The 15,910-nt window shown below is 37.3% G+C and carries 14 protein-coding genes; 2 read left to right on the forward strand and 12 right to left on the reverse strand.

Going from position 1 to position 15,910, the window contains the following annotated elements:
• Nucleotides 1-374: 374 nt before the first annotated feature.
• Nucleotides 375-3,539 carry a CHAT domain-containing protein gene (locus tag AAOP42_RS19725; RefSeq protein ID WP_349530304.1) on the forward strand — a complete coding sequence of 1,055 codons (3,165 nt, stop codon included), beginning with the start codon at nucleotides 375-377 and terminating at the stop codon, nucleotides 3,537-3,539.
• A 31-nt stretch (nucleotides 3,540-3,570) separates the two neighbouring features.
• Here AAOP42_RS19725 and AAOP42_RS19730 read toward each other — a convergent pair whose 3' ends face one another.
• The 12 genes from AAOP42_RS19730 to rpmH form a co-directional block, all read right to left on the reverse strand.
• Nucleotides 3,571-4,893 (reverse strand): M23 family metallopeptidase, encoded by a 1,323-nt coding sequence (locus tag AAOP42_RS19730; protein ID WP_349530305.1) that lies wholly within the window; start codon nucleotides 4,891-4,893, stop codon nucleotides 3,571-3,573.
• Between the two features lie 10 nt (nucleotides 4,894-4,903).
• Nucleotides 4,904-6,154, reverse strand: coding sequence for a methionine adenosyltransferase (gene metK, locus AAOP42_RS19735; protein ID WP_349530306.1), 1,251 nt, complete (start codon nucleotides 6,152-6,154; stop codon nucleotides 4,904-4,906).
• Nucleotides 6,155-6,225: 71 nt separating this feature from the next.
• Nucleotides 6,226-6,936 (reverse strand): SAM-dependent methyltransferase, encoded by a 711-nt coding sequence (locus AAOP42_RS19740; RefSeq protein ID WP_349530307.1) that lies wholly within the window; start codon nucleotides 6,934-6,936, stop codon nucleotides 6,226-6,228.
• 15 nt (nucleotides 6,937-6,951) lie between these two features.
• On the reverse strand, nucleotides 6,952-7,719 hold the full coding sequence (locus tag AAOP42_RS19745; protein WP_349530308.1) for an alpha/beta fold hydrolase: 768 nt from the start codon (nucleotides 7,717-7,719) through the stop codon (nucleotides 6,952-6,954).
• Nucleotides 7,716-8,432, reverse strand: coding sequence for a pyridoxine 5'-phosphate synthase (locus AAOP42_RS19750; protein WP_349530309.1), 717 nt, complete (start codon nucleotides 8,430-8,432; stop codon nucleotides 7,716-7,718). The genes AAOP42_RS19745 and AAOP42_RS19750 overlap by 4 nt, the downstream gene beginning before the upstream one ends.
• 183 nt (nucleotides 8,433-8,615) lie before the next feature.
• Nucleotides 8,616-9,845, reverse strand: coding sequence for an FAD-dependent monooxygenase (locus AAOP42_RS19755; RefSeq protein WP_349530310.1), 1,230 nt, complete (start codon nucleotides 9,843-9,845; stop codon nucleotides 8,616-8,618).
• A 79-nt stretch (nucleotides 9,846-9,924) separates the two neighbouring features.
• Nucleotides 9,925-10,368 carry a Dabb family protein gene (locus AAOP42_RS19760; protein ID WP_502947678.1) on the reverse strand — a complete coding sequence of 148 codons (444 nt, stop codon included), beginning with the start codon at nucleotides 10,366-10,368 and terminating at the stop codon, nucleotides 9,925-9,927.
• A 65-nt stretch (nucleotides 10,369-10,433) separates the two neighbouring features.
• The gene (locus tag AAOP42_RS19765) at nucleotides 10,434-10,943 is read right to left on the reverse strand and encodes a DUF2480 family protein (protein ID WP_349530311.1); all 510 of its coding nucleotides are present in this window, start codon (nucleotides 10,941-10,943) and stop codon (nucleotides 10,434-10,436) included.
• Nucleotides 10,944-10,947: 4 nt separating this feature from the next.
• Entirely contained in the window at nucleotides 10,948-11,634 is a 687-nt protein-coding gene (gene tsaB, locus AAOP42_RS19770) for a tRNA (adenosine(37)-N6)-threonylcarbamoyltransferase complex dimerization subunit type 1 TsaB (RefSeq protein WP_349530312.1), read from the reverse strand.
• 7 nt (nucleotides 11,635-11,641) lie between these two features.
• Nucleotides 11,642-13,285, reverse strand: a complete 1,644-nt coding sequence (locus AAOP42_RS19775) for a S41 family peptidase (protein ID WP_349530313.1) — start codon at nucleotides 13,283-13,285, stop codon at nucleotides 11,642-11,644.
• Nucleotides 13,282-13,686, reverse strand: a complete 405-nt coding sequence (gene rnpA, locus AAOP42_RS19780) for a ribonuclease P protein component (protein WP_349530314.1) — start codon at nucleotides 13,684-13,686, stop codon at nucleotides 13,282-13,284. The genes AAOP42_RS19775 and rnpA overlap by 4 nt, the downstream gene beginning before the upstream one ends.
• A 136-nt stretch (nucleotides 13,687-13,822) precedes the next feature.
• Complete coding sequence (rpmH, locus tag AAOP42_RS19785) at nucleotides 13,823-13,981, reverse strand: 50S ribosomal protein L34 (protein ID WP_349530315.1); 159 nt, start codon at nucleotides 13,979-13,981, stop codon at nucleotides 13,823-13,825.
• A 207-nt stretch (nucleotides 13,982-14,188) separates the two neighbouring features.
• Here rpmH and AAOP42_RS19790 point away from each other — a divergent pair, with 207 nt between their 5' ends.
• On the forward strand, nucleotides 14,189-15,904 hold the full coding sequence (locus tag AAOP42_RS19790) for a M61 family metallopeptidase (protein ID WP_349530316.1): 1,716 nt from the start codon (nucleotides 14,189-14,191) through the stop codon (nucleotides 15,902-15,904).
• Nucleotides 15,905-15,910 lie beyond the last annotated feature (6 nt).

Genomic DNA, 15,910 nt, shown 5'->3' on the forward strand with positions numbered 1-15,910 from the left:
TCTTCCTTAAACAGATGCAAATATCAATCATCTAAAATATCACCTTTTGCCTAAATAATACATACCCTGCATTAGGTATTTATTAAATTATCTATAAGTATTTAAACAAACCTTTAAATTAATTTATTCTGGATACAATAGCTATACAGTCATAGAATCTATGGTTAGTTTTTCGATGAATAAGGTTGATTATTAGACAGATAGATCAACATATAGAATGGAGAGATTCACCAGTTGTCATATCTTTAGGGTCTAATAAAAACAGGTAACCAAGTACAAGAAATACTGGTTCCACGTAAAAATAAAAGTATAAATTCAATAACAATATCTTAGATTTATCTAAATTTTACAATCGTATAAAAAGAGGCTTTACCATGAGATTGATAAGAAATATAATCCTTAGTTTTTTTATAATACTATTTACGCTACCAACATCTGCACAATATGATTTTGGAAACAAAGAGTTGAAAAAAATATACAGCAAGCTCGAAAAAGCTTATGATGATTACGATTATCAAACCATTCTTGATTATGAAGATAAGGTCTTGGAACTGGTAGAACCAAAACAAGATACACTTACTGCTTTAATTTATTCTTTTTTGGCAGAAGCCTATTTAGATTTTGACTACAATCCTGACAAATGCCTAAATTATTATCAGAAAGAATATGATCTCAGGCTGAAAATCCAAAGCGAGGATGATGAACTAATAAAAAATACGGCCTTTAATATGGCCTTTATCATGGATGAAGTGGGGAAGTACAAGGATGCTGAGATTCTCCTTCTCGATTTGATCGAAAAAGACAAGAAAAGTTATGGGACGAAAAGTAGTGAGTACATTAATACTTCGTTGAAACTGGGTCAGCATTATCAATATACAAAACAATATGAAGACTATAAAAAAGGACTGAAACTATACAAAGGATTGTTCAAGTTCATCAAAAAAGACAACCCATTATATGGCGAATTATTGAATGGAATCGGCGGAACCTATGATGAAATGGGTTCGTATGAAGCTGCTGAAACCAACTACCTCAATGCTCTTGATGCCTTTGAAACCAGTGGGCAATATGCATCTTTAAATACTGTCATCAATCTTAATTCTCTAGGGTTGATGTACGAGAAAACAGGGAGATTGCCCGAAGCTGAAGAAACATACAATGAAGCATTATCCATACTCAATCGGCTTTCAGGTGACAATGAAGATATTTTCCAAACCATTTTCAACAATCTGGGAGGCACCTATTATCTACTTGGAAAATACACTGAAGCGGATAGGGAGTTACAAAAAGCGGTGTTGATCGCTGAAGACTTTTACGGAAATGATTCTGACGTGTATGCCATAGCATTGTCGTCTCAGGCCGATTCCTATTTTTTCCAAAAAAGATATGACGAAGCAGAAGTAAAATTTAAACAGGCTCTGGATATATTCATAGAAACCCAGGGGGAAGATTCTTATGATGCGGCACTCATGACCTACAATCTTTCACGGGTATATAGAGAAAAAAGACTATTTGATAAGGCTCTGGAGTTTAATAAAAAAGCGATAGAAAACCTGAAAGCATCAATTGGAGAAGAAGACGATGAATACGTAAGGTCGCTAATGAATCTGGGAGCAATTCAAAATACCATTCACAACTATGCAGAAGCTTCTGACTATTACAATCAAGCACTTAAAATTAGAAAAAAGACCCTGGGTGTAAATCACCCCAGATATGCTGAAACAACTCAAAAATTGGCTTTGTTGAATTGGGCTATGGATAATAAAACTGAAGCCATTGATTACTACAAACAAACATTCGAAAACTATTTCACCCAAATTGAAGCTTATTTTCCTACCATGACGGAAGAAGAAAAGGCCAAATTTTACAATACCAAAGTAAAAACCACATTTGAGCAGTTCAACTCCTATGCATTTGACAAAGGGATAGAAGACAAATCACTTTGGGGAGAAATGTACAACTATCAACTGGCAACTAAGGGGTTGATAATGTATGCAACAGGCAAGGTCAGGACAAGTATTATGAATAGTGGAGATACCGTACTCATCGACAAATATCAAACTTGGATCAGTCAAAAAGAACAATTGTCCAAATTGTTCAGTTCAGTAAAAGAAGATATCTTTTCAAGAAACTTTAAGATAGATTCCATTACCAGAGCTGCCGATAAACTGGAAAAGGAAATCAGTGTAAAGTCCAAAGCATTTGCAAATACCTACACTCAAAACAGAGTAACCTGGCAACAGGTTCAACAAAAGCTTAAACCGGGCGAAGCAGCAGTAGAAATCATCAGGTTCAGAAGTTTCAAACCAGATTCTGCCGGTTTATATACAGATGAAATATACTACGCCGGATTAGTTTTAACCTCTGAGACAACCGAAAACCCTGAATTGGTAGTATTGAGAAATGGCAAGCAAATGGAAAATAAATTTCTTTCAAACTACAGGAATGCCATCAAATACAAGGTGGAGGAAGCCCATTCCTACAGGCTCTTTTGGAGACCAATCGCCAATAAATTAAATGGTATCAAAAAGGTTTACCTTTCACCTGATGGTATTTACAATCAAATAAGTATCAATACACTACAAAACCCTGCAACAAAAAAATACACTTTGGATGAATTGGAAATAAAAGTAGTAACTAATACTAAAGATTTAGTGCTTTCTGCATCTGCCGGATCATCAAATTTGAAAAGAGGGAAAGCACATTTATTCGGATTTCCAAACTACAATATGGGAGAAATTGAAGATAAACAAGAAAATGAAGGCACTGATGAAATCAAACCTGCAGGGCAAAGAAGTGTAAGAGGATCAAGAGCTACCAGAGGAAGTGGCATCCGCGGGGGTATTTCAAGAGGTTTGAGAGGAAATCTTCAACGATACATCAATAGCAACTCTCTACTTGCCATGTTGCCCGGAACCAAGATTGAAATCGAAAATATTGCTAAACAATATGAGCTAAATGGAATGCCTCCATCTGCCTTGTTTGGAAATGATGCAATGGAAGATTCTGTTAAAAATTTAAACAACCCACAAACACTGCACATTGCTACTCATGGCTTCTTCTTAGAAAATCAGGAACCGGAAGAAGGCATTGAAATTGACAAATATGTTGAAAATCCCTTGCTTCGCTCCGGGCTCATTCTGGCAGGTGCCAACAGCTTCCTGCAATCCGGATCGATATCTAATGACAGACAGGACGGGCAAGATGGTATTCTTACTGCTTATGAAGCAATGAACCTCAATCTGGATCAAACCGACCTGGTGGTGTTATCAGCCTGTGAAACCGGACTTGGAGAAATCAGCAACGGAGAAGGTGTTTATGGACTTCAACGTTCATTTCAAATAGCTGGTGCAAAAAGTGTGATCATGAGTATGTGGACTGTCGATGATGCAGCTACACAGGAATTGATGACTAATTTTTACAGTGAATGGCTTAAAACAGGAGACAAAAACAAGTCTTTCATCAATGCCCAAAAGAAGCTCAAAGAAAAATGGAAAAGTCCTTATTATTGGGGAGCTTTTGTAATGGTTGGGTTTTAAAAATCTCTTTCCCTTACTGAAAGGGAGGACATTACTTTAAGGTCACCAAATCTTGAACTTGATCATCTGAAGGTAAGTTTAAATGATCAAGTTCACTTATCACAATCTGACTAACCGAATCAAATTCTATTTTCGCATCTGCCAGTATTGGGTTGGCTGCCGGTAAATCTACTTTCAAAGCATCTACCTGCACTCCGTTTTTCCAGAATCGGTAACACAAATGTGGCCCATTTGCCAACCCTGTTTTTCCGACAAAACCAATAGTTTCTCCCTGCTTTACTTTTGCACCCTTTCTTATGCCCGTGGCGATTTTAGACATGTGCAGGTATTGGGTAGAAATATTTTCATTGTGCTTTATTTTGACATAGTTGCCGTTGTATTTATGGTAACGGGCTTCAAGTACCACACCATCCCCCACCGTTCTAATTGGAGTCCCAGTAGGGGCTGCATAGTCTGTTCCCAAATGTGCTTTATACCTTTTTTGAACCGGGTGAAAACGTCTGCCGGAATACCTTGAACTAATTCTGGTAAACTTTAAAGGTTCCTTTAGCAAACTTCTTCTAAGACTTTTTCCATTTGGTTCAAAATAGTCTAACCCATTTCCCTGATCATAAGCAATGGCATAGTAAGATTCGCCTTTATGTTCAAAGTATGCTCCTTCGATTCCATTTATTCCTACAGGTACACCATCAACCAACTTCTCTTTGTAAATGATTTTGTAATTGTCTCCTTTTTGAATTCCATAAAAATCGACCTGCCACGCAAAAACATCTACTGCCAAATCAACCAGTTCAGGTGTTGCCCCAGAGTCCACCATGGTTTCGTAAAATGAAGATGTGATTCTTCCACTCAATGTTTTTTTTACTATTTCTATAGGCTTTTCAGACTTATATATATTAATAGAATCTGAAAAATCGTACACCAAGTATTCAATTGGATTAGGACGGTAAATGAAATGTGTACCTGTTTTGGTGCTATCTTTTTTGTATAAAATACTATAATCCTTTCCAGACACCAGTTTTCTTACATCAAATACCTTTTTCGACTTAACAGCGAGCTTATGTATGAGATCATAAGACACATTAAAAGGTGTTAAAATATCGGCAAGGTTTTGATTCCTCTTGATCTTTCCTTCAAAAACTTCCAAAGAATCAACTACAATTTCATAGTATTTTTGTGGAGGAAGAACTACAATTGAATCTTTCACTGGTTCTTGTACTGCTTCAACTGAAGCAACCTGCCTGGGCTTGTCCTGACAACAATATAGCAGAAAAGAAAAAACCAACAGGAGGCACGAGATCAATGCACTTCTCCTACTCCTATTGGTTAATATTTTAGGCCAATATTTTGGCATATTTTAAAAATTAAAGGCCAAATGCAGATTTTACCTGATCCACATAATCCAACTTCTCCCAGGTAAACGTTTCCACTTCTCTTGTCACTGTTTCACCATTTCCTTCAAAAGTAAAGGTTTTTATTTCTGGTATCCTTCCCATGTGACCATAAGCCGCAGTTTCAGAGTAAATTGGTTCTGTAAGCTTGAGCCTTTTGATCAAAGCAGCAGGTCGCATGTTAAAGATTTCTGCAATCTTAGCAGCAATCTGACCATCATTCAAATCAACATTTGCAGTACCATAAGTGTTTACATAAATACCCATTGGCTCTGCAACTCCTATCGCATAAGATACCTGAACGAGGATTTCATCTGCTACTCCGGCAGCCACCATGTTTTTAGCAATATGTCTGGTAGCATAGGCAGCAGACCTATCTACTTTGGAAGGATCTTTTCCAGAAAAAGCACCTCCGCCATGAGCTCCCTTACCTCCGTAAGTATCTACTATAATCTTACGGCCTGTAAGCCCGGTATCACCATGAGGCCCTCCGATTACAAATTTACCCGTAGGATTGATATGGTATTTTATTTTATCATTGAAAAGAGCCTGTAATTCAGGTTCCAATTGAGCTTTTACTCTTGGAATCAGTATGTTGATGATATCGCTTTTGATTTTGGCAAGCATTGCTTTTTCTTCATCAAAATCATCATGCTGAGTTGAAATAACAATAGCTTCTATTCTTTGTGGCTTATTGTCATCACTGTATTCAATCGTTACCTGAGATTTGGCATCAGGCCTCAGGTAAGGAATTTCTGAATTTTCCCTTCTCAATGCCGCTAATTCTATCAACAATTTGTGTGATAAGTCTAACGCCAAAGGCATGTAGTTTTTAGTCTCGTTGGTAGCATAGCCAAACATCATTCCCTGATCTCCAGCTCCCTGCTCCTCCTCATTCTCTCTTTCTACTCCCTGATTAATATCCGGCGACTGCTCATGAATCGCAGAAATAACACCACAAGAATTTCCATCAAATTGGTATTCTCCCTTTGTATAACCTATTCTATTGATCACATCCCTGGCAATCTTCTGAACATCCAGATAAGCACTTGATTTCACCTCTCCACTAAGAACGGTTAGTCCTGTAGTGACCAATGTTTCACAAGCAACTTTCGATTTTTTATCAAATGCTAAAAAATGATCGATAAGTGCGTCAGATATTTGATCTGCAACTTTGTCCGGATGACCTTCTGATACTGATTCTGATGTAAATAAATATGGCATATTTAAATGATTATTTTTAAGCGGGCAAATTTATACTTTATTATGAACTAAAAGGAATTTTAGCGAAAATCTTAGAAATACAAGGAAAAAATGACAGGGATTTTATGAAGGTCAGGTGTCTTAGCAGACTTCCATTCTTTGAGTGTTTTTGTTTGGATCAATTCTTTTTCTCCGGTAATATCCCTTGCTATACTCAATCTGGTTGAAGGATTACAATTTTCAATTAAATCATTCAACAAATGTCTGTTGCGATAAGGTGTATCCATAAAAATTTGAGTTTGCTTTAGCTGATAGGCATGCTCTTCCATTTGCTCTATTTTTCTAATTCTTTCTCCTTTATCTATTGGGATATAACCGTGAAAAACGAAAGATTGCCCATTGAAGCCGGAAGACATCAATGCCATTAATATAGAAGAGGGACCAACCATTGGCACAACCTGAATGCCATTTTTATGTGCAAAATCAACTGCCAATGCTCCCGGATCAGCAACACCAGGGCATCCGGATTCGGACATAACTCCTACATCCTTCCCCTGAAATACAGGATGTATTAAAGCTTCCATTTTATCTGATGGCGTGTCCTTATCAAGCAATTCAAAGTGTAAAGATTCTATTGCTACTTCCAATTTCAAACTACTAATAAATCTTCTGGCTGTTCGGAGGTTCTCTACCAAAAAATAGTTCAGACATTTTATAGTTGACCTGATATGATCTGAAATCACAAAATCCTGTGTTCCTTCAGAAATAACAGTCGGAATAAGAATCAGTTTGCCTTTGCTCATCGTTATTTCCTTAAGTTATAGAGTAAATTTCATCACTATATCATAAAACTTGTCAGGATTATCAGCATGCAACCAATGACCGGAACCAATAATGGTTTCAAATTGAACATTAGGAAATATATCTGAAATATCATCCAAATCATCATCTTTTACATAATCTGAATTACCTCCACGTATAAATAAAGTTGGTACTTCAATTGGTAAATAATAATCCAACTCTTTTCCTACTTCATCTATGTTATTACTGATTGTATCAAGATTCATCTTCCATGAAAATGACCCATCTGCATTCCTTTTTAGGTTTTTCATCAAAAAAGTACGTGTGCCAACCTCTGATATGTACTCTGACAATACAGCTTCAACATCATCCCTTTTTTTCAAAGAATCCAGTGGCACGCTTTTTAACCCTTCAATGATCAACTCATGATGAACAGGATAGTATTTTGGGGCTATATCTGCCACTATCAACTTTGCTACTTTTTCGGGGTGAAATGCGGCAAACTGCATAACAGTCTTTCCACCCATGGAATGCCCAAGCAAAATTGGATTTTTTAAACCCAAATAATCTATCAGATCTTCTAAATCCTCAGCCATCACACTATAATCAAAAGCACTATTATGAAATGATTTTCCATGATTTCTCTGATCTACCAACACCACTTTGAAATGCTCCGAAAACCTTTTTCCCAGCGTAATCCAATTATCAAGCGACCCAAATAATCCATGCAATATGATCAGTGGCTGGCCTTCTCCCAACACCTTATAGTTCAATAACTCTTTCAATTTTTTAACTGTCTAAGGTATAATTGAATAGTATTTTCTAATCCAAAATACAAAGCATCACAAATCAGTGCATGCCCAATGGACACTTCATCTAAGTTTGGAATGTTATTGTTGAAATACGCCAAATTATCTAAATCCAAATCATGTCCGGCATTTAGTCCTAAACCCAACTGTATTGCAAATTCAGCAGCTTGAAAATAAGGGGCAATTGCCTGTTCTTTATTTTTTAAATATTGCGTAGCATATTGCTCCGTGTATAGTTCTATTCTATCAGCTCCTATTAAAGGTACTTTTTCTATTTGCTCTTTGTCTGGATCCATAAATAAAGAAACCCTGACTCCACTTGCCTTTATTCTTGCGACAACATCAGTAAGAAATTGATCATGAGTGGCTACATCCCAACCGGCACATGATGTAATCACATCCGGGCCATCAGGTACCAGAGTCGCCTGTGCAGGTTTTACCTCATCAATAATCTTAAGAAACCGCTCATCAGGATATCCTTCAATATTAAATTCAGTAGTAACTACTTCACTGATTTCATACACGTCCTTTGTAGTAATATGTCGTTCATCTGGTCTTGGATGAATCGTTATCCCCTCAGCACCAAACCTTTCACAGTCTCTGACTACCTGAACCAAATCAGGATTGTTTCCACCCCTGGCATTTCGGATTGTTGCTATCTTATTTACGTTTACACTTAATCTGGTCATTTCTTAAACAATTAACTCATCTTAAATAAGAGGAGGTACATTACTTTACTCATTTTTAATATTACTATTTGTTCATCAAGAATAATATGCCACCTATTATTAAATTGAAATTACGAAACTATTAAATTAACTGACAAAAATCCTACCTTAATACAATAGTAAATAACTCTATGTTTTCTGATTTCATCTGATTTGGAATAAATACTTTACCAATTCTTTTGATAATTCTTTCTCTGGAAGTCCATTGCCCCACAATTGACTCATTCCTGTTACCTGTGCTTTGGTATCTGATTTTTTAGCATTCTCGTTCCGTATTTTGCAAAAGGTTTTGTCTTCGTTGAATAATGAAGCTGCAAAACCTCTGGCTCCAAGTGTGATCGACTTGGTCTTATCATACCTTAGCTTCTCAAAATTGGTAAATGCCAAATCCAAATCATTGGGATGATTGCTGAGACACTGAGCAAAATGCCACGCATCCTCTATTGCCTGACATGCCCCCTGACCACTCGTAGGTAAAGCAGCATGAGCGGCATCTCCAAGCAAGCAAACATTGTTTAGATGCCATTGCTGAATGGGATCATTATCAAAGACTTCTATCCTCCTGATGTTTTCTTCAGCTGTAGCTTCAATGATTTCCCGAACAGGATGAGACCAACTTTTGAAAATTGAAACCAATTCATGTTTATTTCCACCAGAAGGTTCACCAAGTCCTAAGGGCAACCTCTTACAGCCAGCCCAATAAGATTTAGTGTCGGAGATGGGAACATACCCGAAGCGCTCTCCCACTCCCCAATAATCTTGAACGCTTTTATGTTGATTTATGTCAAGGGGAGTTCCATCAATCAACCCAACCCAATTCACATAATGCTGATAAAAAGGCTTGTTGTTTCCGGTTACAAATTTTCTTGCAATTGATTTCATTCGCCCATCTGCTCCTATTATTATATCAGGAGTAATTTTTTCTTCATCGCTAAATTCAACACAAGTCTGGTTGTCCTTATCAATATAAATGTTTTCAACATTTCTGGAATAATTGATATCTATATGAAGGCCTTTCAGTTTGTCAAGCAGGATTTGAGTTAACTCATGACGACTAACCGCATAACTGGAAAAACCGATTGCTTTTTCCAAATCTGTTATGGACAATTCTCCCAAAAGCTCTCCATCAGAAGACTGCCGGATCATTTTCAACACCCGTCCTCCTATTTTGCTTATTTCAACATCAAGTCCAAGATGATGAAGAATGCATGTTGCATTTGGCCATAGTACCAAACCTGCACCTGCATTTGCTGATGACTCTTGCCTTTCATAAACTTTGATTTGGCTAAATCCTCTCTGACACAGGGCAATTGCAGTGGTCAAACCACCAATTCCTGCACCCAGGATAGCTATTTCATGATTTAGCTGAGACATCAAAATTCTTTATATGCCGTGTGAAAGCCATAAGCATTGAACTATCTTCACCTTATAGAAACCAACGAAAAAAGGATTTTTAATTTTTAACCCAGTAATCGATTACCAGCACATCTTCGAGAACCGGCCCCAGGATTTCACCAAATGCTTTATGATCAGGATGTGGCAGGTATATTGTCCGGTCTTCTTCGCTATCGAATGTAAGAAAAAAGCAATGGGTAAAGCCTTTATCCAATCCTTCAGGGCTATTGTTTAAACCCCACTCAATATCCTCTATCTGGGGTATTTTCCCTTTTAAAGCAACAAATGCATCTTTGGCTTTGGCAATACCTTCAGGAGTAGCACTTTCTTTAAACTTCAATAGCACCACGTGCCTCAATTGATCTTTTTTCATGGTTGATGTAGGTTTTTCTTCTGATTTGGTTTTCTGATTTGTCGTGCTATTGGCGCATCCGGAACCAAGGATAAAAACAAATAATAAAGCCGTAACATACGACTTGAAAAAAAGGTTTTGGTTTTTCATTAGATGGGGTTTTAGACATTAAGCTTCCAAAGCTAACAATACCGATGCAACTTTCCTTATCGGTTTTACTTTGGAGCCTTGAATACCGGCACAGCACTGCATGCCTCTCCATACATGATGCTTTTGGCCACAGGCTTCAAAAGCCTAGTGATTTCCACATAAGCAAACTCAGGTACAGGATACCGTCCACATCCTTTGATGATCACCCTGGCATCTTCAAACTCTTTCAAATCAATTTTTGACAAAGCATCCTGAAACAAATACTGCTCAAGTTTTTCCAAAGAACCATAAATTACATTTTTCGCAAAAGGATCTAATGCCGATACCAACAGCATGTATGCCCAAGTGGGCACTATGGCATCTGTAGAACAAATAATAGCAACATTCTTGTCCTGATATGCGGACCAGTCATTTTCTTTCACGAAAGCACGAAAATCCTTCTCTTTCAATACAAAACCGTTGAACAAGTTTTCTTTGATGTCATAGACAACCCTTTCACCTTTGTCATAGTAGTCTTCCAGATCAAAATTGGTCAATGAACTATTCGCCACCCGATTTACAATTTCTCCTTCCATAAAATTAGAATTGCTTCTTTTTTGATTTAATGATTCTGAATTCTTTCAGGTAGAACGGTTCGTAGTAAGCCAGGTTTTCAAATTCACCTTTTTCGTACCTGGCATAAGCCAATTCTCCTATCTCTTTGGCTGAGGGGATGATGTTTCCAATGAAAGCAGCGTTTTCATGAGTTAAAATAGGTTTGCACTTACTGGAACCATCTCCAAAAAACAATACTTTTTTTTCTCTCAGGTAAGCAAAAAAAGAATCTTCGTTAACGATTTCCGCTTTTGTTTCTTCTATAATTTCCATCTGTCCGGTAATCATCATGCAATACACTTCCAATCTTCGCGCATCAATCATAGGGCAAAGTAGCACCTCTTCGGTCGTAATATTAACCACTTGTCGTGCCATAGATTCTAATGTGTTGATTGCTAACAATGGCTTATCCAATGCATAACACAACCCTTTTGCAGTAGATACTCCTATTCTCAGTCCGGTATAAGAACCCGGGCCAGCTGATATCGCAATGGCATCCAATTCTGACATCTCTATTCCCACATTCTCCATCAATTGCCTGATGATAACATGCAAAAGACTGGAATGTGATTTTTCTATATTGTACTGCTGCAAGCCTATCAGTTGACCTGACTTGTGTACGGCCACCGAACCCGAATTGGTAGCAGTTTCTATGCTTAAAATAATACTCACAAGGGGTTTATTTTGCCAACAATTTGTTGTAACGCTCCTGATCTTTCAACACCTCAACGGCTTGTACTACGGCAGGATCATGATCTAAAGATGCTTCCACTACCCCTGTATGCAGGTAATATCTGCTTACGATCTCTTCTTCCAACAATACTTTTACTTCTTCTTTATAATCAATAAGATAGGACACTCTTACATTTTCTAACCTGTTTTTCAGTTTGTCTATCTGATCTTTTAGGCCATTATAGTATTTTTCGTTTTTCGATATTTTCTCCAATGCTTCAATAGCTCTGTCCATTTCAGAAGAAAAATCCAGGTCTTTCCCTTTTGCCCACTCAGTAAAATCCATATACTCCTCGTCTGACAATTCAAATTTTCTTGCATTGGGAATTTCTGCATGCTCGTAGTGGTATTTTGTGGCATAATCAAACAATATGTTTTGATTCACAAAATTCAACAGCAAATTAGAATAGTATTCAATTTCTACTGGAATGTCAGGATCTATTCCCCCTCCATCATATACCGTACGGCCATTTTGAGTTTTAAATGCGACTTTCAATGAATCCGGAATCTTTCCCACGCTACCGTCTGGATTTCTATGTGTATAATCAATTGCCTGAATGCATCTGCCTGAAGGAATATAATACTTGGCAGTAGTCAACTTCAACTGGGCATCATAAGGCAACTGCCGGGTACCTTGTACCAGCCCCTTTCCATAGGTTTTTTTTCCTATCAAAACGCCCCGGTCATAATCTTGGATAGATCCTGAAACTATTTCTGCGGCAGAAGCTGTTCCATTGCTTATCAAAACTGCTATTGGAATCTCCGCATCTGTTGCAGTTTGCAGTGCTTTATATGCCTGCCCTACATTAGACGACTTTCCTTTGGTACTTACAATTTCCTTTCCTTTTGGGATAAATACATTTGAAACGTTGACAGCTTCATTTAAAAGCCCCCCCGGATTTCCTCTTAAGTCTAAGATTATTTTAGTTGCACCTTCTTCCTTGAGCTTATTCAATGCGTCTGCTACTTCACTGCCGGCATGTGTAGTAAACTCAGACAACCGGATGACTCCAATCTCACTATCATACATACCAGCGTAGGTCACATTGTTTATTGTGATTTTAGCCCTTTCCACTGTCACCTCAAAAGGCTTCTCAGTACCATATCTTTGAACTAATAGAGTCAGGGTTGTATTGGGTTTTCCTTTGAGCATTTCACTCACTTCGGAAGTGGACAAATCCGAGAGGTCTTCTCCATCAATTTTCAGTATTTCATCCCCAATCCTCAACCCGGCTTTATAAGCAGGAAAATCCATATAAGGCATAACCACCGTACTTACGCCTTTTTTCTTCCCTACTATGGCTCCAATACCACCATATTCTCCGGTAGTAGAAGTTCTGTAGCTTTCCAGTTCTGATTCAGGAATAAAATCTGTATAAGGATCAAGTGACTCCAACATGGCATCTATACCTTCTACAACCAACTCTTCAGAATCCAGGTCATCCACATAATTGGCATTCAACTCTTTGAATAAAGTGCTGAAAATATCCAGATTTCTGGTAATCTGAAAATAGTTATCACTGAGTTGTGAAAAGGAAAATAAAGTGATGGCACAAATGCTTGCAATCACTCCAAGCATGAATTTCCTCATTGTAAATTTATTGGTTTGGAATTTAAACGCTTCAACGACTCAATTAGTTTAGACTCAATGAATCGATAATCGTGAATTTCTTTAGCAATGTAAATATAGGCAATAAGAAGGGATTGGTTTTCTTTCTTGAAAGACAAAAATTGCAACCTATTCAGTCGATATGCTTCTTTTACCCTTCTCTTCACCAGGTTTCGATCAACTGCCCTTTTAAATTTCTTTTTAGAAACAGAGACAAGCACCTGATGCCCTTCTACATCGGTTGAAGACAGATATTTAATACTGAATGGATAGATGAAAATTGATTTCCCTTTGAGAAAAACAGTATCGATCAGCTTTTTACTGTTCAGCCTGCTTTTTTTAGGAAAGTTAAGACTTTGGATATTTTCAGGTTCTATTCCCATACGAAGGACATATATGAATTAGGAATAGGCTGGTATTTGAGTTTTCAGTACTAAATACCAACAATGAATACCGGAGGAAAAATGGGGTTGGCTCATTTGATTATAAAGTTAATCAAATAAGCCCTACCTTAATGTTTTATTTTTTGTGTCTCTTTTCGTCAGAAACAGTCAATTTTTTTCTTCCTTTAGCTCTTCTTCTAGCTAACACTGCTTTGCCATTGGGATCAGCCATTCTAGACTTAAATCCGTGCTTATTTCTTCTTTTTCTTTGCGAAGGTTGAAATGTTCTTTTCATTATCCTGATTTTAGCTCTTAATTAACCGTCTTATAAAATCCCCGAAAAAGGAATTGAGGCGTATCTTTTGCTCCATTTTAAAAACGGAGTGCAAAACTAAATAGCTTTTATGGATTTACAAAGGATGGATGCTATTGTTTACCTTCTTTTTACAAACAACATTATATTGCAGTTTGATAACCGCTCATTCATTTGAACCGAACCTGTATGAACACCATAAAATACGAACTTTCTTTTCCAAATCCATTGACCCACTTCATTCATATTACGATGTACATTAATGACATCAACTCTGAGGAACTGGAGTTGATATTGCCAGACTGGCGTCCGGGAAGGTATGAGTTGTCAAACTACGTCTCTAACATCAAGGAATTTAAGATCTTTAGTAAAAATGAAGATGTTGTTGATTTTAGAAAAAAAGAAAAAAACAAATGGATAGCAAACACCTCTAAACATAAGGGCATCAAAATAAAATATACCTACTATGCCAACAGAATGGATGCCGGTGGATCTGTGGTCAATGAAGAACAGGTATATATAAATTTTATCAATTGCCTGTTATATTATCAGGGCATGCTAGATCAGCAACTCGAAGTTTCAATTGATGTGCCTGTCAATTACCTCTCATCATGTAGCCTTCAGAAAAAAGAAAACAATACTTATCTGGCGAAAAACTATGCTGAGCTGGTTGATTCGCCATTCATATCCAGTGAATCTCTTAAAAGATTGATTTACCATTCTGCCAGCACAGAATTCAATATTTATATCTTAGGAGAATGCCCTCTGGAAGACGCTCAGATTATCAATGATTTCAAAAAATTTACTGATCTCCAAATCAAACAAATGAATGGGTTTCCTTCAGGTAAATTTGATTTCATAGTACATTCTCTTCCTTATCGCCATTATCATGGAGTAGAGCACCAAAACTCTACAGTGCTGGTACTTGGACCAAACACTGCGGAAAGTAAAGAGAAGTATTGCATGGATTTGCTTGGCGTAGCATCACATGAACTATTCCACGCCTGGAATGTCACAAGAATTCGCCCTGCCGAAATGATGCCCTACGATTATTCGAAGGAAAACTATTACGAAACAGGGTTTGTAACAGAAGGCTTTACGACCTATTATGGAGATCTGTTTTTAGCACGCAGTGGTGTATTCGATGAAATCCAGTATTTGAACGAATTAAATACTATTTTCAAAAGACATTTTGAAAACTACGGAAGGCATAATTTATCGTTAACAGATTCTTCCTTTGACCTGTGGATTGATGGCTACAAGAAATTATTGCCTTCCAGAAAAGTATCGATATACGTAAAAGGAGCAACCGTGGCACTTATGCTTGACCTTACCATCAGAAAACACTCTTCAAACCAACACAGTCTGGACGATATAATGACTGAATTGTGGAACAATTTCGGGAAAATAGAAAAAGGATACTCCAAACAAGATGTCTATGATTTGATCAATAAATACGCTGGAGCTCAAGCCAATGCCTTTATCGAGAAGTATTATGAGGGGATAGTACCAGTGGAAAATGAATTGAAAGAATTACTAGCCTATATCGGTTGTGAGTTGACAACCAAAAATCACCCTGAATCTTCAGCTTCCCTCTTAGGATTTAGAACAGAAACCAATAGCTTAGGTACTATTATTACAGAAATAGCTCCCAACTCAATTGCGGAGAAACATCTATCCGTTGGTGATGAAATATTGACAATAAACGAAAAAAAGGTGGTAGAAGAAGGATTGACTCTATTCAGTGAAAACTGTACTCTACTTATTAAAAGGAATCACAAAGAAAAGCTCGTCACACTTTTAGCCAACGATGAGAGGTACTATCAAATTTATGAAATCACTCGTGACTCTCATGCTACAGATCAATGTAAAGAAAACTTTAAACTTTGGATTGGTAATGAATAAATTGTT

It is taken from the genome of Reichenbachiella sp. MALMAid0571 (genome assembly GCF_040151475.1).
GTDB lineage: Bacteria > Bacteroidota > Bacteroidia > Cytophagales > Cyclobacteriaceae > CAXBNB01.